At 72.5% G+C, this 23,182-nt stretch carries 25 protein-coding genes; 9 read left to right on the forward strand and 16 right to left on the reverse strand.

Features of this window, described 5'->3' with window-relative positions; translation table 11 throughout:
* Nucleotides 1-10 precede the first annotated feature (10 nt).
* Nucleotides 11-307: a hypothetical protein gene (locus tag WFH32_RS14240; protein ID WP_191794499.1), complete on the reverse strand. Its 297-nt coding sequence runs from the start codon at nucleotides 305-307 to the stop codon at nucleotides 11-13.
* A gap of 292 nt (nucleotides 308-599) precedes the next feature.
* Between WFH32_RS14240 and WFH32_RS14245 the strand changes: the two genes are divergently transcribed.
* Nucleotides 600-1,229 (forward strand): hypothetical protein, encoded by a 630-nt coding sequence (locus WFH32_RS14245; RefSeq protein ID WP_336707991.1) that lies wholly within the window; start codon nucleotides 600-602, stop codon nucleotides 1,227-1,229.
* Nucleotides 1,230-1,247: 18 nt separating this feature from the next.
* Here WFH32_RS14245 and WFH32_RS14250 read toward each other — a convergent pair whose 3' ends face one another.
* From WFH32_RS14250 to WFH32_RS14260, 3 genes are read right to left on the reverse strand one after another with little or no spacing between them, the layout of a single operon-like run.
* Entirely contained in the window at nucleotides 1,248-1,778 is a 531-nt protein-coding gene (locus tag WFH32_RS14250) for a MarR family winged helix-turn-helix transcriptional regulator (RefSeq protein ID WP_191794501.1), read from the reverse strand.
* Nucleotides 1,775-2,560 (reverse strand): SDR family NAD(P)-dependent oxidoreductase, encoded by a 786-nt coding sequence (locus WFH32_RS14255; RefSeq protein WP_191794502.1) that lies wholly within the window; start codon nucleotides 2,558-2,560, stop codon nucleotides 1,775-1,777. The genes WFH32_RS14250 and WFH32_RS14255 overlap by 4 nt, the downstream gene beginning before the upstream one ends.
* Nucleotides 2,561-2,606: 46 nt before the next feature.
* Nucleotides 2,607-3,038: a VanZ family protein gene (locus WFH32_RS14260; RefSeq protein WP_336707995.1), complete on the reverse strand. Its 432-nt coding sequence runs from the start codon at nucleotides 3,036-3,038 to the stop codon at nucleotides 2,607-2,609.
* A gap of 28 nt (nucleotides 3,039-3,066) precedes the next feature.
* On the opposite strand from WFH32_RS14260, the gene WFH32_RS14265 reads away from it, so the two are divergent.
* Nucleotides 3,067-3,510: a YchJ family protein gene (locus WFH32_RS14265; protein WP_318243950.1), complete on the forward strand. Its 444-nt coding sequence runs from the start codon at nucleotides 3,067-3,069 to the stop codon at nucleotides 3,508-3,510.
* A gap of 43 nt (nucleotides 3,511-3,553) precedes the next feature.
* On the opposite strand, the gene WFH32_RS14270 is transcribed toward WFH32_RS14265, so the two are convergent.
* Together WFH32_RS14270 and WFH32_RS14275 are read right to left on the reverse strand one after the other, a co-directional pair.
* Nucleotides 3,554-4,456 carry a copper chaperone gene (locus WFH32_RS14270; RefSeq protein ID WP_336707997.1) on the reverse strand — a complete coding sequence of 301 codons (903 nt, stop codon included), beginning with the start codon at nucleotides 4,454-4,456 and terminating at the stop codon, nucleotides 3,554-3,556.
* Nucleotides 4,453-5,928, reverse strand: a complete 1,476-nt coding sequence (locus WFH32_RS14275) for a tyrosinase family protein (protein ID WP_336707999.1) — start codon at nucleotides 5,926-5,928, stop codon at nucleotides 4,453-4,455. Before WFH32_RS14275 ends, WFH32_RS14270 begins: the two co-directional genes overlap by 4 nt.
* A 254-nt stretch (nucleotides 5,929-6,182) precedes the next feature.
* Here WFH32_RS14275 and WFH32_RS14280 point away from each other — a divergent pair, with 254 nt between their 5' ends.
* The gene (locus WFH32_RS14280; protein WP_336708001.1) at nucleotides 6,183-7,292 is read left to right on the forward strand and encodes a threonine aldolase family protein; all 1,110 of its coding nucleotides are present in this window, start codon (nucleotides 6,183-6,185) and stop codon (nucleotides 7,290-7,292) included.
* A gap of 73 nt (nucleotides 7,293-7,365) precedes the next feature.
* On the opposite strand, the gene WFH32_RS14285 is transcribed toward WFH32_RS14280, so the two are convergent.
* The 5 genes from WFH32_RS14285 to WFH32_RS14305 all read right to left on the reverse strand — a co-directional run bounded on the left by WFH32_RS14285 (nucleotide 7,366) and on the right by WFH32_RS14305 (nucleotide 15,268).
* On the reverse strand, nucleotides 7,366-11,835 hold the full coding sequence (locus WFH32_RS14285) for a DUF5979 domain-containing protein (RefSeq protein WP_336708003.1): 4,470 nt from the start codon (nucleotides 11,833-11,835) through the stop codon (nucleotides 7,366-7,368).
* A 342-nt stretch (nucleotides 11,836-12,177) separates the two neighbouring features.
* Nucleotides 12,178-12,456, reverse strand: a complete 279-nt coding sequence (locus tag WFH32_RS14290; protein WP_191794508.1) for a hypothetical protein — start codon at nucleotides 12,454-12,456, stop codon at nucleotides 12,178-12,180.
* A complete protein-coding gene (locus tag WFH32_RS14295; protein WP_336708005.1) occupies nucleotides 12,453-13,736 on the reverse strand; it encodes an inorganic phosphate transporter in 1,284 nt (427 codons plus the stop codon). The genes WFH32_RS14290 and WFH32_RS14295 overlap by 4 nt, the downstream gene beginning before the upstream one ends.
* Nucleotides 13,737-13,909: 173 nt before the next feature.
* Nucleotides 13,910-14,386, reverse strand: coding sequence for a VOC family protein (locus tag WFH32_RS14300; protein WP_336708007.1), 477 nt, complete (start codon nucleotides 14,384-14,386; stop codon nucleotides 13,910-13,912).
* A gap of 108 nt (nucleotides 14,387-14,494) precedes the next feature.
* Complete coding sequence (locus WFH32_RS14305) at nucleotides 14,495-15,268, reverse strand: NUDIX hydrolase (RefSeq protein WP_336708008.1); 774 nt, start codon at nucleotides 15,266-15,268, stop codon at nucleotides 14,495-14,497.
* Nucleotides 15,269-15,364: 96 nt separating this feature from the next.
* On the opposite strand from WFH32_RS14305, the gene WFH32_RS14310 reads away from it, so the two are divergent.
* From WFH32_RS14310 to WFH32_RS14320, 3 genes are read left to right on the forward strand one after another with little or no spacing between them, the layout of a single operon-like run.
* Nucleotides 15,365-16,405 carry an SPFH domain-containing protein gene (locus WFH32_RS14310; RefSeq protein WP_336708009.1) on the forward strand — a complete coding sequence of 347 codons (1,041 nt, stop codon included), beginning with the start codon at nucleotides 15,365-15,367 and terminating at the stop codon, nucleotides 16,403-16,405.
* 1 nt (nucleotide 16,406) lies between these two features.
* Nucleotides 16,407-17,447: a hypothetical protein gene (locus WFH32_RS14315; protein ID WP_336708011.1), complete on the forward strand. Its 1,041-nt coding sequence runs from the start codon at nucleotides 16,407-16,409 to the stop codon at nucleotides 17,445-17,447.
* Nucleotides 17,448-17,495: 48 nt separating this feature from the next.
* Nucleotides 17,496-18,248 (forward strand): DinB family protein, encoded by a 753-nt coding sequence (locus tag WFH32_RS14320; RefSeq protein ID WP_336708013.1) that lies wholly within the window; start codon nucleotides 17,496-17,498, stop codon nucleotides 18,246-18,248.
* 13 nt (nucleotides 18,249-18,261) lie between these two features.
* Here WFH32_RS14320 and WFH32_RS14325 read toward each other — a convergent pair whose 3' ends face one another.
* From WFH32_RS14325 to WFH32_RS14335, 3 genes are all read right to left on the reverse strand, one after another.
* Nucleotides 18,262-19,179, reverse strand: a complete 918-nt coding sequence (locus WFH32_RS14325) for a phosphotransferase (RefSeq protein ID WP_336708015.1) — start codon at nucleotides 19,177-19,179, stop codon at nucleotides 18,262-18,264.
* A 27-nt stretch (nucleotides 19,180-19,206) separates the two neighbouring features.
* Complete coding sequence (locus tag WFH32_RS14330) at nucleotides 19,207-19,659, reverse strand: hypothetical protein (RefSeq protein ID WP_336708016.1); 453 nt, start codon at nucleotides 19,657-19,659, stop codon at nucleotides 19,207-19,209.
* Nucleotides 19,660-19,760: 101 nt separating this feature from the next.
* Complete coding sequence (locus WFH32_RS14335) at nucleotides 19,761-20,048, reverse strand: hypothetical protein (RefSeq protein WP_138826798.1); 288 nt, start codon at nucleotides 20,046-20,048, stop codon at nucleotides 19,761-19,763.
* A 282-nt stretch (nucleotides 20,049-20,330) separates the two neighbouring features.
* On the opposite strand from WFH32_RS14335, the gene WFH32_RS14340 reads away from it, so the two are divergent.
* The 3 genes from WFH32_RS14340 to WFH32_RS14350 all read left to right on the forward strand — a co-directional run bounded on the left by WFH32_RS14340 (nucleotide 20,331) and on the right by WFH32_RS14350 (nucleotide 22,405).
* Nucleotides 20,331-20,846, forward strand: coding sequence for a VanZ family protein (locus tag WFH32_RS14340; RefSeq protein WP_336708017.1), 516 nt, complete (start codon nucleotides 20,331-20,333; stop codon nucleotides 20,844-20,846).
* Nucleotides 20,847-20,911: 65 nt separating this feature from the next.
* A complete protein-coding gene (locus WFH32_RS14345) occupies nucleotides 20,912-21,640 on the forward strand; it encodes a HEAT repeat domain-containing protein (RefSeq protein WP_336708018.1) in 729 nt (242 codons plus the stop codon).
* A gap of 168 nt (nucleotides 21,641-21,808) precedes the next feature.
* Nucleotides 21,809-22,405 carry a VanZ family protein gene (locus WFH32_RS14350; protein WP_336708020.1) on the forward strand — a complete coding sequence of 199 codons (597 nt, stop codon included), beginning with the start codon at nucleotides 21,809-21,811 and terminating at the stop codon, nucleotides 22,403-22,405.
* On the opposite strand, the gene WFH32_RS14355 is transcribed toward WFH32_RS14350, so the two are convergent.
* Nucleotides 22,402-22,755: a helix-turn-helix domain-containing protein gene (locus WFH32_RS14355; RefSeq protein ID WP_191789957.1), complete on the reverse strand. Its 354-nt coding sequence runs from the start codon at nucleotides 22,753-22,755 to the stop codon at nucleotides 22,402-22,404. The genes WFH32_RS14350 and WFH32_RS14355 overlap by 4 nt on opposite strands.
* A gap of 11 nt (nucleotides 22,756-22,766) precedes the next feature.
* Complete coding sequence (locus WFH32_RS14360; protein ID WP_336708021.1) at nucleotides 22,767-23,159, reverse strand: hypothetical protein; 393 nt, start codon at nucleotides 23,157-23,159, stop codon at nucleotides 22,767-22,769.
* Nucleotides 23,160-23,182 lie beyond the last annotated feature (23 nt).

The raw sequence follows: 23,182 nt of genomic DNA on the forward strand, positions 1-23,182 counted from the left end.
CGCGTCGGGCTCAGCCCTGCCGGGCGTCGCGGTCGGACGTCGCGAGCCTCCAGGCGTCCGACCGTCGAATCCTGACCTGCACCCCCACGAGGAACACGTTGAGGCACAGCAGGAACCCGACACCCACCCAGCGCCCCACAGGATCCTGGTCGCTGTCCCCGCCGAAGATCGCCACCGCCCCGGCGATCACGAAGTTCACGACGATCACTACGACGACGGCACCGGCGAACCGGCGGAGAGCTGCGAGCTTCTTCGCGTCGAGCCGCTTCGGCTCCTCGCCTCCCCCTCCCACCTGCGGGCCGTTCACGACCGACCCCTTCGCAGTGTGACGAGCGCCTCGACCTGGTCCCCCGCCAGCCGACGCAGACCATCGACATCCGCCCCCTGCAGTCCCTCGCTCATGCTCTCCTCCTGGCGATCTCGTCGGTCAGGGCAGCACGCTATCCGACGACGCGGACCGGTCCGAGGGGAGAAGTGCCCATCGGGTCGCGGGACGCCCAGGTCTCCGGCGTCGTCCACAGGTCAGGTTCCGACGTCCTCGTCCACAGAGGGTCGTCCCGCCTCGCCGGGCGTCCCCGCAGGCGCGGCACCCTACCGGCATGAGCCACGGCAACCGCCCTTCCCACCCCCGACGACGCGCGACGAACCGGCACCCGGTCTCCCCCCTGGGCCTGCCCACCCTCCGGGCGCTCTGGCAACGCCAGGCCGCCGAGGCCAACGGCCCCGACGGCTTCCACCACGTCCACGGACCGCACACCCACGGCTGGCTCCTCGACGACGCCGTGCCCGAGCTGCTGGAGCCGGTCCTGCACCCCGACGACGACCCGCTCGAACCGACGTTCTTCGCGAACCTCGACGGGCCCCTGGCCGAGGCCCTCCTCGCACGGCTCGCCCCGACCCGGCTCGCCCACCGGTCGAACGGCTCGCCGCCGCTGGCGAGCCTGCTCCGGGCCGCCGCCCAGCACCCGGACGACGTGACGCTCCACGGGTTCGTGGTCGGACCGGGACGCTGCGACGAGCGCCTGGTCGCCGAAGGCGCGATCCTCCGCTTCGAGGCAGACCTGCTCGTGACCGAGCAGCACGTCCCGGACTGCGAGTGCGAGCTCCTGTGGGCCTACGTGGTCGACGAGCTGGGCCTCGACGACGCCCTCAACGCGCCGCACCGCATCCACCGGATCCACCGCGCGGACGCACCGGGCGAGACCTGGTGGCGCCTGCTGTGGGCGTAGCGGGCGCCGGTGGGCGCGTCAGCCCCGGTCGAGGAAGGCCTCGCTCGCCCCTTCGAAGCGCCGCATGAGCTCGGTGAAGGCCAGGCGGTCCTGCGCGGACCAGCCGTCGAGCAGCTCGTCGACGAGCGCGTCGCCCGCGGCGACGAACGTCCTGGCGACGCTGGCACCCGCCTCGGTGAGGTGGACGCGCGAGGCCCGGGCGTCGTCGGGGTCCTCGCGACGCTCGGTGAGCCCTGCGGCGTCGAGGCGGCGCAGGATCTTGCTGACGTTCGACGGCCCCGTGGACAGGTGCTCGGCGATGGCCGAGGGCCGCCGTGGGCCCTGCCGCCACACGACCGTGAGCACCACGATCGCCGGAGTGTCCAGGTCGATCCCCTCGCGCGCCGCGACGGCCGCGAGGAAGTCACCGCTCGTCCACAGGCCCATGACCCGGACCAGGGAGTCGAGCAGGTCGGACCGGTACCCGGGCACGCGCGGGTCGCCCGTCGGGGTGGCCGCCCGGGCGGGGCCGTCGCCCGGCCCCGCCCCGTGCTGCGGTGCGTCGGTCACGCGACCCGGGTGCCGCCGTCGACCGGCAGGACCACACCGGTGATGAAGCTGGCCTGGTCGGACAGCAGGAACGCGACGGCGTCCGCGATCTCGGACGGCTGGCCGAGGCGCTTCATCGGGACGTCGGCCGCGTACCCGGCGCGGGCCTCCTCGGGCAGCGACGCGAGCGCGGCCGTCTCGATCGCGCCCGGTGCGACGGCGTTGATGCGGATGCCGTCGGTCACGTACTCGATCGCCGTGCCGTACGTGAGGGACACGACACCTGCCTTCGCGGCCGAGTACGGCGCGAGTCCGGGCGACGCCTTGAGGCCCGCGATCGACGCGATGTTGACGATGCTGCCGCCGCCGTGGCCGATCATGTGGGCGATCTCGGCCTTCATCGACAGGAACGTCCCGCGCAGAGTCACGTCGAGCGTGCGGTCCCAGCCGTCCTCGGGCATCTCGTCGAGACGGAAGGGCCGGGTGCCCACGCCTGCGTTGTTGACCGCGAGGTGCAGCCCGCCGAAGGTCTCGACGGCGAACGCCACGAGCGCGCTCACGTCTGCAGGGTCGGCGACGTTCGCGCGGCGGTAGGCCGCACGCCCGCCCGCGGCCTCGATGTCGGCGACGACCCGCGCACCGGCGTCGTCGTCGACGTCGGAGACGACGACGGCCGCCCCCTGGGAGGCCAGCCGCTTCGCGACCGCCTCCCCGATGCCTGCACCGGAGGCCGTGACGAGGGCGACCTTGCCCTGGAAGGGCGAGCCGTCGAGGGGTGCGCCGGTGACGTGGGGGGTGGACATGGGGACCTCCGGGTGACGATGCGAGAATTTTAGTGTCTTCACGACACTATCTTCGGGTCAACGGGCGTCGGGCGCCCAGAATTCCCGCCACGGCTGCCGCGCCCACGAGCGCCCCCGTGGTGTTCATCACGACGTCCTGCACGGTCGAGTACCTGCCCGGGATCACGAGCTGCGACAGCTCGACCGCGAGCGACACGGCGAACCCCGCCAGGACCACGAACCCCACCGCCCGCCCGAGCGGCACCGCGGGACGAGCCCCGGACAGCACGAGCAGCCCCAGCACGCCGAACGGCAGGAACATCACCACGTTCGAGGCCGCCTCGAGGAACTCGTACGACATCGCCACCCCCGCCGACCGGAACGCGTCCAGGACGGCGAGCGCCCACCCGGGCGCGGCCGTCGACTGCGGGGACGGCCAGCACGTCACGACCAGCACGGCGGCAAGGTAGACGGCGAAGGTCCAGCGGAGGAGGCGCACGGCTCACACCCTACGGAAGGATGGTCGGGTGACCGCGACCTCTCCCCTGCCCGACGACGCCCGCTGCCCCTGCCTGTCCGGAGAGACGTACGGGGCGTGCTGCGGGCGGTACCACCGCGGGCTCGCTGCGGGCGGCTCCGACACGGTGGGGGCTCCGACGGCCGAGGCCTTGATGCGTTCGCGCTACGCGGCGTTCGCAGTCGGTGACGCCGACTACCTGCTCGCGACCTGGCACCCCTCGACGCGCCCCACGGACCTGGACCTCGACGACGACGTGACGTGGCGCCGTCTGGACGTCGTCGCGACGAGCGCGGGCGGCCCGCTCGACCGGACGGGCGTGGTGGAGTTCGTCGCCCACTACCGGTCCGCGGAGACCCGCGAGCGCGGGTCGCTGCACGAGGTCAGCGCGTTCGTCCGGGAGGGCGGACGCTGGTACTACGTCGACGGTGACGTCCCTGCCCACCGAGGGTGACCGCTCTCCGCGCCGTCACCCTCGGCGGGTGGGCGCGTCGCACTCAGCTCGTCCCGACCAGGACCACGGCCGACAGCACCCCGAGGACGGCCACAGGATGCACCCAGCGTTCGGCGTCGGTGCCGAGCTTCTGGAGGCACGTCACGGTCGCGATCCCGAGCGTGAGCCAGAGCGGGTGCCCCGCGAAGGTCAACGCCACCATGAACGGTGCACACGTGAGCACGCACGCGCGGGCGTGGAACCAGCCGAACCGCAGGGCCGCGACGTCGGCCGGCCGGCCCTCGACGCCCAGCGGGACCGAGCGATGGCACCGGGCCAGGGCTCGCCGGACGACGGGGGTCAGCTGCCACGCCGACGCCGCGACGAGGACCGCGGCGGCGGCCATGACCCCGGGACGCAGCAGGCCGACGACGAACGTCACCCCGAGTCCCACGACCATCCACAGCGCGAGGTAGGCGGCGACGAACGTCGCCGTGGTCCGGTGCCGTCGCCTGCGCGGCGAGGCGAACGCCGCGTGCCGCACGGACGGGACCAGCCCGGGCAGCATCATCGCGACGACCATGAGCCCCCAGTGCCCCCAGTCCGCCGCCGCTCCGGGCACGAACCCGTGGATGCCGTCGGCCCAGCCCGTCGCGGGTGCCGCCGGGTCGAGCCACGCGGAGGACCACCCGGCGCCCGCTCCCTGGAGCGCGTGGTGCCCCGCCGCGGGTCCCGGTCCGCTGGCGCCGGAGCCCGACGTGGGCGACCAGGAACCGAGGAGCGCCACCCACGCGGCGGCCGCCGCCAGCAGGAACGGCCACTCGGGATGACGACCGAGGAACCGTCGCGCCTCGGTGCCCGCCGCCCGGACGCCCCGCCCGTGGCCAGCCGCCCCGCGGACGCGCAGCCCGTGGGCTGCCGGGCGCACGGCGGCCGGGCGCGGAGGACGCCCGGCCGCGACGGTCACTGGACCATGAGGCGGACGGTCCGCACGACGACCTCGGGCGCCGCCAACGCCTCCTGCTCGTCGTGGACGAGGGGGTGGAAGGTCAGGTGCAGGTGACCGGGGTCCCAGGCTCCTCTCTCGCCGAGGACGGCCGGGACGTCGGTGATGTCGAAGACGTACGACAGCCCGTGCTCGGCGTCGGCCTCCTGCGACTCGCGGACTCCGAAGAGCGGCAGGTTCCCGACGAGCGCGTCGTCGTCCTCGGTGTCGCCCACGTACACGGCGTAGGTGGGCGGCTGGTTGTCGCCCTCCAGCGTGATGTGCTCGAGCACGAGCAGCAGCCGCTCCGGCTCGGTCGGCGACGCCGCCCGGTCGGTCAGGTCCCGGGCCGCGCCCGGCCCGACCGCGATGTCGACGCTCGCCGTCCCGGACGCGAGGCGTACCGGTTCACGGTTGACCGCGACGGCCTCGGGCGGGACCTGCTCGAGGCGCCGCACCTCCTCCTCGCGACGAGCATCGTCCTCGCCCCCTGTGTCTCCGATACCGGCCACGGGCCGCCTCCTCTCACGCTTCAGCGTGCGGGCCGACGGCGGGACGCCGATGTCCGCGTACACGTACCCGAACGCGCTGGTGTCGAGCACCTCCCAGCTCTCGGGTTCTCTGCGGGCCCCGGACGGGTCGAGGAACGCGAACTTCTGGGTGAACACGCTCTTCGCGGGGTCGCGCCCCTGCCCGGTGTGGGACCGCCACACCTCCCACAGCCGGTCGATGTTGGAGTGGTGCAGCCAGAAGACGGCGTCGGAGGCCGCGGTGTTGAAGTTCCCCATCTTGCCGCCCACGAAGTTGTGGACGGTGCCGTGCGGTGTGCCTTCGAGGGTGCCGATCGTGCCGGGGAGATGACTGAACCCGGTCGTGGGCCCGCCGAAGGTGGCCGTGTTCGGGATCTTCGACGTGAAGAGCGGCTGGTGGAACCAGCCCTTCGCGGTGGTCTCGGTGGCGGCGAGGGCTGCCGTCCCGGCGTTCACGCCGCTCTTGCGCTGCACCTCGTAGAGCGGGTTGGCGAGGCCGTCCGGCCCGATGGGGTCCCGGAAGGGCGGTGGCAGCGTGTTGGTCGTGGCCGTGTCGTAGTCCCAGTAGGGCAGGGCCCACGTGTCCTTGACCTTCTGAGGGATGTCGTTCCGGTTGCGGATGATGTCGCGGCAGATCGCCTCGAAGTAGCCCAGGTAGAGCCGGTGCCAGGGCAGGAAGTACCAGGAGCCGTGCTGGCACTGGTTGCGCAGCCCGTCGTGGGGGTCCGGGCTCATGCCGTGGACCTGGGTCTGGTGCAGCCAGGACCGGGCTCCCGTGGGCGGGCCGGCCTTGAGGACCGCGACGGCCTTCGCGTACGCGTCGATGACGGCTTGGCCGTCGGGTCCCTGCAGGTAGAGCTTCCAGACGTCCTGACGGACGAACGGTCCACCCAGCTGCGGGTCGGGGTGCGGTGCGCTTGCCATGGTGTTCCCCCTCGTGTGCCGGCGGGGGCGGCGTGGGAGCGGGTGATCGGTCGTGCCCCGGGCCGCGATGCCCGGGCGGACGGGCTGCTCGCCCGCCGCGTCCCCCTGCGTCGTGCAGGGGCGACCGCCCCCGCACTTCCAGGGTGCGCCTCGTGGGGGTTCTTGTCGCGCGGGCCCGGCGGCGCGGACGCGTCACCCTCGGGTTCCTCGTGCGTCACTCTCGGCGGGCGACGGCCCGGGTCTACCCTGGCCGGGTGTCTTCGACCCAGCGTTCGTTCGCGTCCGACAACTACGCCCCCGCCCACCCCGCGGTCCTCGCGTCCCTGACCGCGGCGAACGTGGGGCACGCCGGGTCCTACGGCGCGGACCCGTGGACCGGGCGTCTCCAGGAGGTCGTCCGGCACCACTTCGGCGAGGCGGCCACGGCGTACCCGGTGTTCAACGGGACGGGCGCGAACGTCGTCGCCCTCACGTCGATGCTGCCGCGCTGGGGCGCGGTCGTGACGTCGGAGCACGCGCACATCCATCAGGACGAGAACGCTGCGCCGGAGCGTGTCGGCGGCATCAAGCTCCTTACGGTCCCGTCGCCGGACGGGAAGCTGCCCCCTGCGGCGATCGACCGGTTCGTGGGCGACCTGGGCGACCAGCACCGCGCGCAGCCCCTCGTCGTCTCGATCACGCAGGCGACCGAGCTGGGCACGGTCTACTCCCCCGACGAGATCCGCGCGATCAGCGACCGCGCGCACGCCGCGGGCCTGCGGGTCCACCTCGACGGGGCCCGCCTCGCGAACGCGGCGGCCTCGCTCGGGGTGTCGCTGCGTGCGACCACGACCGACGTCGGAGTGGACGTCGTGTCGTTCGGCGGCACCAAGAACGGCCTGCTGTTCGGTGAGGCCGTCGTGGTCCTGGACCCCGACGCGGCCCAGGGGGTCGACTTCGTGCGCAAGATGACCATGCAGCTCGCGTCCAAGATGCGCTTCGTCTCGGCGCAGCTCACGGCGCTGCTCGAGGACGACCTGTGGCGCACCAACGCGGCGCACGCCAACGCGATGGCCGCGCGCCTGCGTGCGGCGCTCTCGCCCGTGGCGAGCGAGGCAGAGGTCCCCGACGGCGGGACGCAGGCGGCGTCGTCGGGCCTGGCATTCACGCAGCCCACCCAGGCGAACGCGGTGTTCGCGGTGCTGCCGCGCGCCGTCGCGGAGGCCCTGCGCGCGGACTTCGCGTTCTACGACTGGGCGGCCACCGCTCCCGACCGCGTCACGGGCGCCGAACGCGTCGAGGCCCGGTGGATGTGCTCGTGGGACACGTCGGAGGAGGACGTCGACGCGTTCGCCGCTGCGGTCCGCACGGCGCTCGGCGCGTGAACGCCGGAGCGGGCGTGACCGGGTAGGTCACGCCCGCTCCGGGGCACGCTCGGGCGGTGGTCCGGTCAGGACCTCATGCCCGACGGCGTCGCGCACCCACGAGGAGCGCGCCACCTCCGCCGACCAGCAGCAGCGCGACGGCGGCGATGCCCGCGACGCGGGCTCCCGTGGCCGCGAGACCGCCGTCCGCGGTGTTCGCGGTGTTGGTCAGGGTCACCGCGACGGTCTGGCCCGCGCCGATCGTGACCGACGTGACCTTCTCGCCGTCGACCGTGAAGACCGGGCTCCCCCAGCGCACGCCCGCGACCTTCGGCAGGTCGACCTCCGCGAGGTCGACGACCGTCCCCGCGGGGAGGTTCGCCGGGCCCTCCACGACGGTGCCGTCGGCGCGGACCGTCAGAGTGCCCTCGGTGTGCTCGCCGTTGACGGTCCCGGAGATCGCGACCGTGAACTGCGTGTCCGCGGGGACCTTCGACGCATTCGTCCCCGTGACCTCCTTGGTGATCGTGAACCCGCCGACCTGGGCGGCCACGACGTCTGCCGTGTTGGTCAGGGTGACCGCCGCGTTCTCGCCGTCGGCGATGGTGACCTGGGCCGGGCTGAACACCGGGGTGCCCCAGACGACGCCCGCGACCGCGGGCAGGTCGATCTCGGTGAACGTGACGACCGTGCCGACCGGGAGGTTCTGCGGGCCGTTCACGACGGTGCCGTCGGCGCGGACCGTCGCCGTCCCCGCCACGGCCTGACCGTCGAGCTCGTAGGAGTAGGCGACCGTGAACTCGGTCCCGGCCGGGACGACCGAGGCGCCGGAGCCCTCGACGACCTTGCTGAGCGAGAACCCGCCAGCGGGCTCGGCGTTCGCCGTGTTGGTCAGGGTGACCGCGGTGTTCTCGCCGTCGGCGACCGTGACGCTCGCCGGGCTGAACTCCGGCGCCCCCCACACGACGCCGTCGACCGACGGCAGGTCGATCTCGTCGAACGTCACGACCGTGCCGACCGGGAGGTTCTGCGGACCGTCCACGACGGTCCCGTCAGCGCGCACGACGAGCGTGCCCGATGCCGGTGAGCCACCCAGGTCGTAGGAGTAGGCCACGTTGAACTCGGTGTCTCCCGGGACCTGGCCGGCCGTCTCGCCCACGACGCTCTTGCTCATCGAGAAGCCGCCTGCGGGCTCGGCGTCCGCCGTGTTGGTCAGGGTGACCTCGACGGTCTGGTCCGCGCCGATGGTGACGACGTCGGGGCTGAAGACCGGGGTCCCCCACACGACGCCGTCGATGTCCGGGAGGGCGATCTCGCCCAGCGTCACGACGGTCCCCTCGACCAGGTTGCCCGGGAAGGGCACGGGGGTGCCGTCGGTCAGGCCCGCGAGGGTGCCGGTCTGCGTCTGGTCGTCCTGCTCGTAGGAGTACTGCACGGTGAACTCGGTCCCGTCCGGGACCAGGTCGGCGGCCTCGCCCGTGACGGCCTTCGTGATCGAGAACGTCCCCACGGCGAGGTCGGCCGTGTTCGTGAGCGTGACGGCGGTGTTCTCGCCGCTGCCGATCGTGACGCTCGCCGGGCTGAAGACCGGCGTGCCCCACTCGACGCCGACCACGTGGGCGGGCGCGAGCTCGGTGAACGTCACCACGGTGCCCGCGACGAGGTTCTGCGGGCCGTTGACGACGGTCCCGTCGGCGAGGAGCGTCAGGGTCCCGCCGAGCGTGGCGCTGCCGACCGTGTACTCGTAGGTCGCGGTGAACTCGGTGCCCGCCGGGACGCGGCCCGCGGCCTCTCCCGTGACGGACTTGGCCATCGAGAACCCGCCGAGCGGGACGACGACCGCGTTCGCGGTGTTCGTCACCGTCACCAGGGCGTTCTCGCCGTCGGCGATCGTGACCGAGGCCGGGCTGAAGACCGGCGCGCCCCAGACCACGCCGTCGACCGACGGCAGGTCGATCTCGTCGAACGTCACGACCGTGCCGACCGGGAAGTTCTGCGGGCCGTCGACGACGGTCCCGTCCGCACTCACCGTCAGGTCGCCCGTGGTCGCGACGCCACCCAGGTCGTACGAGTACCGCACGGTGAACTCGGTCGCGTCGGGCACCTGGTCCGCTGCGAGCCCGGTGACCGCCTTCGCGAGCGAGAAGCCGCCCGCCGGGGCGTCGAGCGCCGTGTTCGTCAGCGTGACCTTGGCCTTCTCGTTCGCGCCGACCACGAGGCTCTCCGGGCTGAACACCGGGGCGCCCCACACCACGCCGTCGACCGCGGGGAGCACGATCTCCTCGAACGTCACGACAGTGCCCTCTCGGAGGTTCTGCGGGCCGTCGACCACGATCCCGTCCGCCGTGACGCTCATCGTGCCCGAGGTGGGCACGCCGTCCAGGTCGTAGGCGTAGCGAACGGTGAACTCGGTGCCCGCGGGCACCTTGCCGGCGGCCGCGCCCGTGACGGACTTGGCCATCGAGAACCCGCCCGCCCGTGCTTCCTCGGCGGTGTTCGTCAGCGTGACCTTGGCGTTCTCGTTCGCGCCGACCACGAGGCTCTCCGGGCTGAAGACCGGCGCTCCCCACACGACGCCGTCGACGTCGGGCAGGCTCACCTCGCCGAACGTGACGACCGTGCCGGCCGGGAGGTTCTGCGGGCCGTCGACGACGGCGCCGTCTGCGCGCACGGTCAGGGTGCCGGACAGCGGTGCGCCGTCGAGCTCGTAGGAGTAGGCCACCGTGAACGCGGTGTCCGCGGGCACCGTGCCCGCAGGAGCGTTGTCGACGACCTTCTGGACCGAGAAGCCACCGACGGGGATCACCGCGGCGTCGGCCGAGTTGGTCAGCGTGACCAGGGGGTTCGTGCCGTCGGCGACCGTGACGGAGGCGGGGTCGAACGACGGCGCGCCCCACACCACGCCGGGCACGGTCGGCAGGTCGATCTCGGTGAAGGTCACGACCGCGCCGACAGGCAGGTCCTGCGGACCGTCGACCACGGTGCCGTCGGCGAGGACCTTCACGGTCCCCTGGGTCGACGTGCCGTCGACCGTCACGGTGTAGGCAACGGTGAACTCTGTGTTGGCGGGGACCTGCCCCGCGGCGAGCCCGGTGAGCGCCTTGGCGACCGAGAACCCGCCGAGCTGCGCCGACGCGGTGTTGGTGAGCCGCACGGCGGTCTTCCCGGAGGCACCGACCGTGACGGTGTCCGACGGGGCGAACGACGGGGTGCCCCACTCGACCCCGGGGACGACGGGCAGCTCGGGCTCGGAGAGCGTCACGACGGTCCCGGCGGGCAGGCCCGCCGGACCGTCCACGACCGTGCCGTCGGCCTTCACCGTGAGGGTGCCCGTGACGGGCGTCCCGTTCGCGGTGTACGAGTACGCGACGGTGAACTCGGTGCCGGCCGGCACGAGGTCCGCGCCGTCACCGACCACGCTCTTGGCGACGGTGAACCCACCGGGCTCGACCGAGAGGCACGTGAACGGGCCGGGCCCGGTCCAGGGGTAGCTGTGCATCTCGAGCCCGGTCGTGAGTCCGTCGATGCCGAAGCTCAGGTCGCCGCCGACGATCACGCGCCCGTTCGTGGCGGTCGAGATCGTGGCGTCCGCTGCGGGCGCGAGGATGGTCCCGAGGAACTGGTCGCCGCGCCCGATGCTCAGGCTAGGGGTCTCGACGAAGTTCCAGAGCGTGCGCGCGGCCCAGTTGCCGAACCCGGGGGTGTTGAAGTCGTTGATGAACCCCGTCCCGTTGCCGGACCAGTAGTTCGGCGCGATGTCGACGGGCTCCGTGCCGGTCACGTTGATCGCGATCGAGACCTTGTCGGGGATCCCGACGAAGTACATCTCCTTGGCCCCGTCGAGCATCGTCGCGGGGATCGTGAACACCTGCGGGTCGTCCGTCCCGGACCCCGTGAAGGTGAGCTGGTTGCCCGAGCGCGTCACGGCCGTCCCGCCCCACGAGGCGATCGTGGCCGAGGTGTCCTCGACGACCGTGCGGAAGTCGGCCCAGGGCGCGAGCGCGGCCGGAGCCCCGATCCCCTGCTGGACCGGCGCGCTGGACGCCGACCCGGTGGTGCTGAGCGAACCGTCGATCGTCAGCGTGCCGCCGACGTTCACCCCGCCGCCGTTCGGCTGCGTCGAACCGACGGTGATGCCGGTCTCCGCTCCCACGGTCATGGAGCCGCCCACGTGCAGCATGGTCGACCCGTCGGGCGGCGCGATCTGCGACCCCGCCCCGACGGCGCCGATGCTGAAGTTGCCGGGGGCGTCGAACGTCGCGTCGCCCTCGACGACCAGGACGCCCTCCGACTCGGCGGCGCTGTGGAGCGCCGAGTAGTTCCCCCCGACCCAGACCGCCACGTTGCTGTCGGTGAAGATCGGGACGCCGGTCGACACGTTGGGCATCTCACCCGGCGCCGGGCACTGCGGGAGCTGCGCCTTGGCCGCGGCGGACGCAGGTGCCGCGAGCGGACCCGCGCCCAGCGCGAGCGCTCCCGTCAGGGCGAGGACCGCGGCGGTGGCGGCGGCGACGGCCCTGCCGAACGGGGAACCCGCTCGACGAGCCCGGTGGGGGGTGCTCATGACGCTCCTTCGGATGACCGGAACAGTTGTCCAACTACCCAGAAGACCAGACCCCGACGGCGGTATGACGGGAGTTTCGGGTGCTCCCGATCACATCCCGCGACACGGTCGCACTTCTGCGCACCGAAATGCGGGACAAGGTGGGGCGACCGTGGTAATTCGACCACCACCGCCCGGATGTGGTGTTCACCTCATCACGTCGCGGGTTCCCGAAGGGCAGGGTGAACGCGCCCCCACCTGGGCGCACCCGCTGTTCGCACGCTTCCTGGCTCGTCACGGACGACGAAGGCCGCCCCGTCGTCGAACGACGGGGCGGCCTCCTGTCGGGGGTCGTGCGGGAGGTCAGTGACCGCCGGACGCGAGGAACCAGATGCCCACCGCGCACGCGGCCAGCACCGTGCCGAAGCACACCACGGCGGCGGTGAGACGCAGGCCCGTGGGGCGCGCCGTCGTCGGGCCGGAGTCCGTGCCCGACGGCGCACCCTCCACCGCGAGCGCCGCACCCTGCGACGGGGCGAGCAGACGGACTCCCAGCGCGAACAGCGCGGGCAGGCCCGCACCGACGATCGCGCCGGCGACCACGACCTGGAGCAGGGCGTCGAAGTGGATGAACTCGCTCATGCGTGGACTCCCTCACGGGCGGTGGCGGTCGGAGCAGCGGCGTTCGGGGCGGCGGCGTTCGCGGCCGTGGTCGCGGCGATCGTGGCCTCGGCCTCGGCCGTGACCTCGACGGCGACGGCCGTGAAGGACTCGGCGGCGTCGACCACAGCGGTCTCGCCCTCGCCGTCCCACTCGTCGTTGACGTTCGACGCGTCGACCGGCTTGCGGCGCGACGCGACCCAGATCGCGGTCGAGACGCCGATGAGGATCGTGAAGACCGCGACGGTCCCGCCGACGCCACCGATGACGTCCTGCAGCCAGAAGCACAGCGCGCCGACGATGCCGGCGGCCGGCAGGGTCAGGCCCCACGCGGCGAGCATCTTGCCCGCGACGCCCCAGCGGACCTTCGCACCCGGCATGCCGACGCCCGAGCCGAGGATCGAACCGGTCGCGACGTGCGTCGTCGACAGCGAGAAGCCGAAGTGGCTCGAGAGGAGGATGACCGCGGCCGAGGAGGTCTCGGCGGCCATGCCCTGGCGCGAGTCGATCTCGACGAGGCCCTTGCCGAGCGTGCGGATGACGCGCCAGCCGCCCAGGTACGTGCCCAGCGCCATGAAGAACGCGCACGACAGGACGACCCAGAACGGGACTCCCGAGTCGGACGGGACGGCGCCGCCCGCGATGAGCGCGAGCAGGATGATGCCCATCGACTTCTGCGCGTCGTTGGTGCCGTGCGCGAGCGAGACGAGCGAGGCGGAGCCGATCTGGCCCCAGCGGAACCCGCGGCTCGTCGTGTCCTGCGGCAGGTCCTTGGTGATGCGAGCGACCAGGAAGGTGCCGAGCGCGGCGACCCCGATCGCGATCACGGGAGCGAGCAGGGCGGGGATCATCACCTTGGACAGGACACCGGTCCACAGGACCCCGCTCGTCCCGACCGCAGCCAGGACCGAACCCACGACGCCGCCGATGAGGGCGTGCGACGAGCTCGACGGGATACCCAGCAACCAGGTCAGCAGGTTCCAGGTGATGCCACCCACCAGGCCGGCGAGCACCACCTCGAGGGTGATGACGTTCGCGTCCACGATCCCCTTGGCGATGGTCGCCGCCACGGCCAGGGACAGGAACGCCCCGACCAGGTTGAGGACTGCAGACAGCGCGACGGCGGTCTTGGGCTTGAGGGCACGTGTAGCGATGGACGTGGCCATCGCGTTGCCGGTGTCGTGGAAGCCGTTCGTGAAGTCGAAGGCCAGGGCCGTCACCACCACGAGCGCGAGCAGGATCGTCTCGGTCACGTACTCCATGGTGGACGCTGTATGACAGCGGTCTGAACCAAGTCGGCGAGTCTTCGACGACTGTTCACCTGGAGTTCATCTGGCGTTCGAAGCCCCTTCGAAAGTGCTCTGTGGGCGCCGTCTGACGGGCGGAAACGGCTCGACATCCGGACGGTCCTGGCCCGGCGACCACCCGTGAGCGCTCACCCCTCGCGTCCCTCCAACACTGCGAGGTAGTGCGGGTTCTCCATGACGCCGAGCACGTTCCCGAACGGGTCCACGACGGCCGCGGTCACGAACCCGCCGTCTCCCTGCGGCGTGACCGGCTGGTACTCGGTGCCGCCGAGCGCGAGCAGCCGCGCGTAGGTGGCGCGGACGTCGTCGACGTGCCAGTAGACGACCGCTCCGCCGGGCGCCGTCGCGGCCCCTGCGGGCGCGTACGAGCGGTCGATGATCCCGAGCTCGTGCTGGTAGTCACCCACCCGGAACTCGACGTACGCGGCGGGGGCCGGCGCGGGCGGCATGACGTAGTACGGGTCGACGCCGAACACCTCGGTGTACCAGGCGACCGCCGCGGGGACGTCGTCGGACCAGAGGCTCACGGTCGTCAGGCCGCGCGGGGTCGTGGCGGCGGTGCGGGCAGTGGTGGTGCTCGGGGTCGTGCCGGTCGTGTCGCTCATCGTCGGGCTCCTCGTGCCGTGCGCTCCAGCAGCGGTTCGTGCTGTCGTCTCCCACGCTAGCGACGGTGCGCCACGGCGCATCCGGCGAGCACCCCGGGAAGGGCAGGATCAGCCCGCGGGCCGCATGAGGGGCGGGTTCAGCACGGCGGGCACGGAGGCGGGCGCCTCGTCCTGCCCGACGACGTCGCGCGGCCCGGCGGAGCGCTCCGCCTCGGGCGCGAGCCGGTAGAGCGCGGCGGGCCGGCCCGTCCCGCCCGAGGTCGACTCCCCCGTCTCGACGAGGAACCCCGGGGTGCCGACGGCCTTGCGGTGGAAGTTGCGGGGGTCGAGCCGGGTGCCCCAGACGGCCTCGTAGACCGCTCGGAGCTGCGCGATCGTGAACTCGGGGCCGCAGAAGGCGGTCGCGAGCGTCGAGTACTCGAGCTTCGCGCGGGCACGCTCGACGCCGTCGCGCAGGATGCGGTGGTGGTCGAACGCGAGCCCTTCCGGGTCCGCGAGCGCCTCCTCGACCGGGTACCAGTCGACCTGTGCGGCGTCGCTGCCCGCGGTCGGCAGGCCGTACGTGGGTGCGAGCAGGAGGTGCGCGACGGTCAGCACGGGGCCGCGCGGGTCGCGGCCGAGCGGCCCGTAGGTGCGGAGCTGTTCGAGGTGGCCGGGGACCGCGACGCCCGTCTCCTCGGCGAGCTCGCGGGCGGCGGCCTGCGGCAGGGACTCGTCGGGCAGGACGAACCCGCCCGGCAGGGCGAGGCGGTCCCGGAAGGGGTCGAGGAGCCGCGTCACGAGCAGGACCTGGAGCGTGCCGTTGCGGACCGTCAGCGCGACGACGTCGACCGTGACGGGGATCCGGGCGGCGGACGGCGGGGTCTCCGGGTGCTCGCTCATGCCTCCACCCTACCTTCTTATCGTCAAGTTGACGCTAACGACGATCCTGGCTTATCGTCAAAGTGACACAAACAACGACGACGGACGGAGCCTCCCATGGCCACCATCAAGCGCTACCCCTGGCTGCGACACTTCCTCGGCAGCCCCACGGGCGCCGTGATCCACCTCAAGGCAGGACGGGTCGCGCACCGCGGGATCGGCCAGGCCTTCTGGTTCCGTCCCGGGACCTCGGTCCTCAGCGAGGTCCCCGTCGGCGACCAGGAGCTGCCCGTCCTCTTCCACGCCACGACGCGCGACCACCAGGACGTCACGGTCCAGGTCAACGTGACGTACCGGTTCGCGGACCCGGCCGTCGTCTCGCAGCGGCTCGACTTCGGGATCGACCCCGACACCGGCGCCGCGACGACCACGGGCCGCGACCAGGTCGCGACGATCATCGGCCAGCTCGCGCAGAGCCACGCGATCGACCACCTCGCGGCCGTCCCTCTGACGACCGCGCTCGAGCAGGGCGTGAGCCAGGTCCGGGCCCAGCTCGTAGGAGCCCTGGGGGCGGACGCCCGGCTGGCCTCGACCGGCATCGAGGTCCTCGGGGTCCACGTGCTCGCGGTCCGTCCCGACGGCGACGTCGAGCGCGCCCTGCAGACCCCGTTGCGCGAGCACGTCCAGGCCGAGGCCGACCGGTCGACGTACGAGCGGCGGGCGCTGGCCGTCGAACGCGAGCGCACCATCTCGGAGAACGAGCTCGCGAGCCAGATCGAGCTCGCGACCCGGCGGGAGAGGCTCGTCGCGCAGGAGGGCGCCAACCTCCGGCGCGAGGCCGAGGAGACCGCCGCCGCGGCGCTCGTCGAGGCCCGGGCCGCGGCCGAGCGTCGCGACCTCACGTCGGCTGCGCAGGCCGAGGAGATCCGCCGGCTCGGCGAGGCGAACAACGCCAAGTTCCGGACCGTCATGGACGTCTACGAGGGCATGGACCGGTCGACCATCCTGGCCGTGGCGATGCGCGACCTCGCCGGGGCGCTGCCCAAGATCGGCAGCCTGACCATCACGCCCGACCTGCTCAGCGGGGCGCTCGCCGCGTTCACGGGAGCCGCGGGCGGTCCGGCCACCGGCGGCGCAACCGCCGGCCGGGGAGCCTGACGTGCCCCTCCAGCGACGCGTGGTCGTCGTGCACCGGCGGACCGAGCTCGACGAGCTCCTCGACCGGCACGCGACCCGCGGTCAGGCCGAGTTCTTCCTCCGCACGCGCGGCCGCACGCTCGCCGCGGTCCAGGAGCGGCACGACGCCGTGGCCGAGGCCCGCGCCCGGGTCGTCGCCGCGATCCCCGAGGGCTGGCGGCGGGCCGACGTCGAGCGCGCCGACCTCGGCCGGTTCCTCGTGGCCCCCGAGGACGTCGTGGTCGTGGTCGGGCAGGACGGGCTCGTCGCGAACGTCGCCAAGTACCTCACGGACCAGCCGGTGCTGGGCGTCGACCCCGAGCCGGGGACCAACGCGGGCGCGCTCGTCCGGCTCGACGTCACCACGGCCGTACGCCTCCTGACCCGCGCGGGGAAGGCCGCGAGCACCCCCGGCAGTGCCGGTCCTACCCGCCCCAGGCCCGACGGCGCCGCGAACCTCGGCAGCCTCGGCTGGCGGACCGAGGACCTCACGACGGTCGTGGCCCACCTCGACGACGGGCAGCACCTGGCCGCGCTCAACGAGGTCTTCGTGGGGCACCCGTCGCACCAGTCGGCGCGGTACCGGATCGCCGCGGACGGGCCCGGAGGCGGGCGAGGAGCGCGCGGGGGCAGCGGCGAGCGGGGCGCGGCCGGTGGTCGCGGCGGGGAACGCGGGTCCGTCCGGGTCGAGCGGCAGTCGTCGTCGGGCGTGATCGTCGCGACCGGCGCCGGCGCGACGGGCTGGTGCGCGTCGATCGCGCGCGAGCGCGGCGGGCGACGCCTCCCCAGCCCCACGGACCCGCTGCTCGCCTGGTTCGTGCGCGAGGCGTGGCCGTCGCCCGCGACCGGCGCGGACCTGACCGAAGGGCTGCTCGACGCGGGCGGCGAGCTCCGGCTCACGGTCGAGTCGGACCAGCTCGTGGTCTTCGGCGACGGCGTCGAGTCGGACCGGCTCGTCGCGACCTGGGGCCAGGAGATCACGGTGCGGGTCGGGGCGAACCGGCTGCGGCTGGTCGTCGGCTGACCTGGTCGTCACCGGGCAGGACCGCCACGGGTCCGTCATGGTGGAGCGATGACGACCTATTCCGGGACGAAGGAGTTCGAGGGCGCGACCTTCGTCAGGGCCAGCTTCAAGGGCGCCACCCTGCGGTTCTCCGACGTCAGCGGTGTGACGATGCGCGGCGTCGACCTGGACGGCCTCGACGTCGACAGCCACGACCTGTTCTTCGGCCGCCTGATCGTCAACGGGGTCGACGTGGTGCCGTACGTGGACGCCGAGCTCAACCGGCAGTTTCCCGGTCGCGAGCTGCAGAAGGCGCAGACCGTCGAGGGGCTGCGCGAGGGGTGGGTCGCCGTGCAGGCCGCGTGGCAGGAGACGGCGGACGGCACGCCACCTGACCTGGTGGACGCCCACGTGGAGGACGAGTGGTCCTTGGCCCAGACCCTGCGGCACCTCGTCCTGGCGACCGACGCCTGGCTCGGCGGCGGGATCCTGCGGAGGCAGCAGCCGTTCCACGAGATCGGGCAGATCTTCACCGGCGCCGACCGGATGGGCTTCGACATGTCGATCTTCCGCGCGCAGCCGCCTGCGTACGAGGAGATCCTCGCGGTGCGGGCCGAGCGGCAGGGGCAGTTGACCGAGTTCCTGGCCACGGCCACCCCGGGCCTGCTCGCGGAGGAACGCGACGACCCGTGGGGCGGCGAAGACTGGCACCCCACCGTCGGAGACTGCGTGCGCGTGATCCTGGAGGAGGAGTGGGCGCACCTGCGCTACGTCCGCCGGGATCTCGCTCTCGTGCGTGAGGAGCCGCTCGCGACACCGTGAGGCGGCCGGGTACCTAGCCGCGGAACGGGGTCCGATGCTCGCTCAGGACCCGGTCGAGAGCGGCCCGTCCCGCGGGTCCCCACCCGGGCTTGCCGCCGGGGAGACCACGGTCCCCGTTCTGGCCCATGAGCATCAGGAAGAGACTCTTGAGCGCGGCGAGCCCGCGGGACCGTCGGATCGTCTCCTCGTCCGCGATCGCGTAGGTGGCGAAGAAGCGTTCGGCCGAGCCCGCCGGCAGGAGCACCCACGCAGCGGCCAGGTCCCACGCCGGGTCGCCGGCGAACAGCTCACCGAAGTCGACGACGCCTGCCAGCGTCCCGTCCGAGACGACGACGTTCGCGGGATGCAGGTCGCCGTGCACCCACACCGGCGGGCCCTGCCAGGCGGCGGCCGCGACGGCGTCGTCCCAGACCGCCCGGACACCGTCGGCGTCGGGACCGATCGCCTCGGCGTCGACGGCTCCGAAGAAGTGGTCGAAGCCGTCCTTGCAGTCCCGGGGATGCGTGCCGCGGGCGGGGTCGACGGGCGCGTCGACGGGCGCCGGTACGTGCAGCGACCGCAGGAACGTCGCCAGCGTGTCCGCGGCGTGCTCGCCGCGCGTGATCGACCCGTGGTCCAGCGGTTGGCCCGGCACCCACGTCACGACCGTCCAGATCTTGGGGAGACGCTCGGACGGTGCGCCCTCCCGGACAGGGACGGGAACGGGCAGCGGCAGGTCTGGCGCGAGCAGCGGCAGCCACCGTCGCTCCTTGAGCTGGTGGTCGTGGGTGGTGTCCATGCGCTGGACGCGCACAGCGAGCTCGTCCCCCAGGCGCCACATCTGGTTGCCCCAGCCGCCCTTCACCTCGCGAAGCGGCAGCTCGGACAGGTCCGGGTGCTGTTCGCGCAGAACGTCGCGAAGGAGACTCGCGGTGATCTCGACCTCGCTCATGCGCAGTGACCTTACGTGGCCCGACGCCTAGCGGGACGTTCTCCGCAGCGCTGCGTGGACCTGCGTCGATCCGACGGTGCCGAGCGCGCCGAGGAGCAGCAGCGTCGCTGCGGTCGCGCAGCCGGCTGCCAGACGGCTCTCGCTCATCGCCAGGAGAAGCGCCGTCAAGCTCGTGGCCGCGCAGGTCACCGCGCAGAGGGCAACCGTCCCGGGTGCCGCGATGCGAGATCGCACGCCCACCCGGCGCGCAATCCAGTAGCCCAGGAACGCGACGGTCACCGCCAGCGCAACGCCGAACCCGCCCACCATGAACGCGAACTCCCGCTCCCCGGCAAGGAGCTCGGCCGAGACCGCGGCGGCCCGAGGCGCCTCCTGCTGGTACTCCATGACGGCCGCGGTCACGATGAACCCTGGAAGAACACCGGCGAGGGCGAGCACGAGCGTCGCGGCCCCGAACAGCTCAAGCGCCGGACGTGCCACCTGGTGCAACCACTTCCACGTTCGCTCGTCCCCCACAGCGGAAAGCCTGGCAGATGCGGCCGTACCCACATGGTGGCCGTCCTCGCCGCGCGACGCAGCCATCAATCTCGGCGACGCCTCCGGACGAGGTCGACCCCACCCACGACGAAGCATGTGAGCCCAGCCAGCGCGAGCAAGCCAGCCGCTACGAGGTACTCCATGTTGGAACGGATCGCCGCTGAGCTCCATGGCTCAACGGTCTCAGCCGACTGATTGATGTAGTTCCACACCGAGCCGAGGTGGTAGTTCGACTCCCACGTGGTGAGGAAGAGACCGAGCAGGACGAGGGCCGCACCAGTCAGGAGCCACGCGCTGGCTCTGAGGTGACGTTCCTTGCGGATCGGTTGCATGCCGAGAGTCTGGCAGAGACCGCTGCCCATGATCACTGGTCCTCGAAGAGTGACCGATGCCGAAGAGACGACCGGTTGTCAGGCACTGCAGAACCCAGACCGACGAGCTCGAGGTGCCGGTCTACCTGCACCCCCCACGCGTCAGGCCGAACACGGCTGATCCCTTCCAAGGCGCCCGGTCTCACTCGCCGCGCTGGGGACGGAGGCACCTGCGCGTCCAGGTTGCGCATACGGCTACGGTGGGGCGCCCGTGCCCGATCCGAGCTGGAGCGTCCTCGCACCGTGATCTCCACCCTCCTGGTCCAGTACCCGTGGTTCTCCCCGACGGTCCTCGCTCTGCTCGTGATCGCCGGCCCGGTCGCGGGAAGGTGGCTGTACGGGCGCCCTCACGTCATCTGGGCCCTGTTCTGGATCTCGCTCGTGCCGATCGTGCTGCTCACGCTCGTGCCGTCCGGTCGGGAGATCGTCGAACGGTGCGCCGTCGCCTGGACGCTCCCGACGTTCGGCCGCGTCGAGCTGATGGCCAACGTGATCCTCTGCGTGCCGCCCGTCCTGCTCGCCGCGATCGCGAGCCGCCGCCCGCTGGTCGCGTTCCTCGGTGGCGCCGCGGGCTCCGCCGCGGTCGAGCTGGTGCAGGCGCTGGCCCCCGCACTGGGGCGCTCGTGCGACACGAACGACTGGCTCACCAACTCGATCGGGGCCGCGATCGGCGCCCTCCTGGCCGGTGCCGCGATCTGGGCCGCACGACGGTGGCCGTCGCACGAGCCAGAATCCTCCGACGAGGCGGCACGCGCCTGAGCCTCGGGCGCGAGGAGGCCTTTCGGCCCTACCCCAGCAGGGGCGGGAGCCCTAGCGTGCTCGTCATGAGCGTGCGTGAAGAGCACCGGGCCGCCTTGCGCGCGCTCGACGATGATCCGGCCGCCGTGCGCGCCTACCTCACGGCCCGCTCAGGCCTCCCCGGGCCTCGGGCGAACCTCGAGCTGATCGGCGCGTTCGCCGACGTCGCGCCGGCAGGCCTCGTGCTCGCCCTGGCCGACTCCCCCGACGAGTACCTGCGCTGCTGCGGGACGGTCGGCCTCGGCCGGCTCGTCGTCGACGTCCCCGCCCGTGCACGCACCGACCTGCTGCGCGTCCGCGCGGCCGAGGGGTCGTGGCGCGTGCGTGAGGCCGTCGCGATGGCGCTGCAGCGCATCGGTGACGCCGAGCCCGCGACCCTCCGCTCGCTCGCGGCTTCCTGGGTCGACGACCAGGACCCGATGGTCCGCCGCGCCGCGGTCGCCGGGATCTGCGAGCCGCGCCTCCTGCGCACCCCCACCACCGCGACGGCCGCCCTGGACGCCTGCGCGGCCGCGACCGCCTCGATCCACGCGCTCCCGTCCGACGCCCGCCGCGACCCCGGCGTCCGGGCGTTGCGCCAGGCCCTCGGGTACTGCTGGAGCGTCGCCGTCGCGGGCGACCCGGCAGCCGGTCTGGCGCGCTTCGCCGCGCTGCGCGGCTCGGACGACCCGGACGTGGCCTGGATCGTGCGCGAGAACGAGAAGAAGACCCGCCTCCGCCGCCTGCTCGACCCGCCCGACGTGCCGTCCCGCTGATCCCCGCGCCGCGCGCACACGCTCCGCCCGGGGGACGACGACGGTCGCACTTGCCGTCTCCTCGGATCCGCCCACGGACGGATGCCGAGCCCGAGGCCCAGCGGGCAGTGTTGCGTGGAGCCGCGGCACGAGCCGCCGTGCCCGTCTCGGAGAAGGTGCAGGTCGTCAGTGTTCCACCAGGTCCCGGTCCTCCCGGTCGTCGTCCCTCTGGCTGCGGCCGTGTTCGCGGGGTTGATGTGGTCCCTGATCCGCAGCGGGCGGTTCTCCGTCCCGCGAGCCGCGGTCGCCCTCGCGCTCGGGGTCTACGTCGCGGGGATCGTCGCGAACACGATCTTCCCGGTCTTCCTCGACAAGCCCGTCAGCAGCGCCCCCTGGGGCAGCCATCTCGCCGTCGTGCCCTTCGTGGACTACGAGATCGCCGACGCGGTCATGAACGTCCTGGTCTTCGTCCCGGTCGGCGTCCTCGTGCCGCTGCTCATAGCCCGGGCCTCATGGGGGAGGGTTGTGCTGGCGGCCGCGGTCCTCAGCCTGACGATCGAGGTCACCCAGCTCGTGACGGCGCACCTGCTCGGTGGGGGGCACATCGCGGACGTGAACGACCTGATCTCCAACATCACCGGTGGGGCGGTCGGCTTCGCGGTGTTCTCGGCGCTCGTGAAGGTCCCGTCCGTCAGCGCCTTCGTCGACCGGTTCCGCTGGCACGAGATCACGGCCTGCGCCCGGGGCGCCGCAGCGATCCCCGAGGGCTGGCGGCGTGGCGACTAGTTGCGGGTGTGGTGTGATGCGTCGAGGTCGAGCTCTATGCGTTGACCGTTGATCGTGACGGCGAGCGTGATGTCGGATCCGCCTGCTGCGCTGAGATAGTCGACGAGCGTGGACCACAAGACGTCGCTGCGCCGTTCGGTGCGCGAGACCGTGTTCTGTCCGACTCCCAGTCGTTCACCGAGCTGCTTCTGCGTGAGATCGGCGGCCTTGCGGATCGCCGCGAGATTGAGGGCGTAGGCGCGATCCTCGGTGTCCATCTCCTTGCGGATCGCTGCGACGGCCTGGGCACGTTCGGGGGTCCGTAGATATCCCGTCAAGCGGTCATTGCCGCGGACGAAATCGTCGCGCATGCGATTCTGACTCATGGTTCACCACTCCGCTCTCGTAGCCACTGGTCGATGATCTGGTCGGCCCGTGGTCCAACACTGTCGTAGAAGACGTCGCCCATCGCTGCCTTGTCGTTGCTGAACAAGGCGACCACGGCACGGCCGTCTGGCGTGAACCAGACGATGGTTCGGAGCGCGATGCCTTGCCGGTAGGGGTGCGACAGGCGCCAGACGGGGTGCTTCTTCGACTGGCGCACCCACTTGAGCGTCTTGGTGTCTTCCTGTGGCTCGGTCTCCAGGTCTTGCACGTAGCCGAGCTGGGCGACGAGGAGATCGAGCACCGCGCGGGCGTCACCGTCTCCCTGGTCAGCCCGCTTCTCGAGTTCGGCGAAGTACCGGTCGAAGGCCGCGGTCCAGTCGATCAGCACCCACTGAGCATACCTTCGAAGGG

Origin of the sequence: Oerskovia sp. USHLN155 (assembly GCF_037145535.1) — a bacterium.
GTDB classification, from domain to species: domain Bacteria; phylum Actinomycetota; class Actinomycetes; order Actinomycetales; family Cellulomonadaceae; genus Oerskovia; species Oerskovia rustica.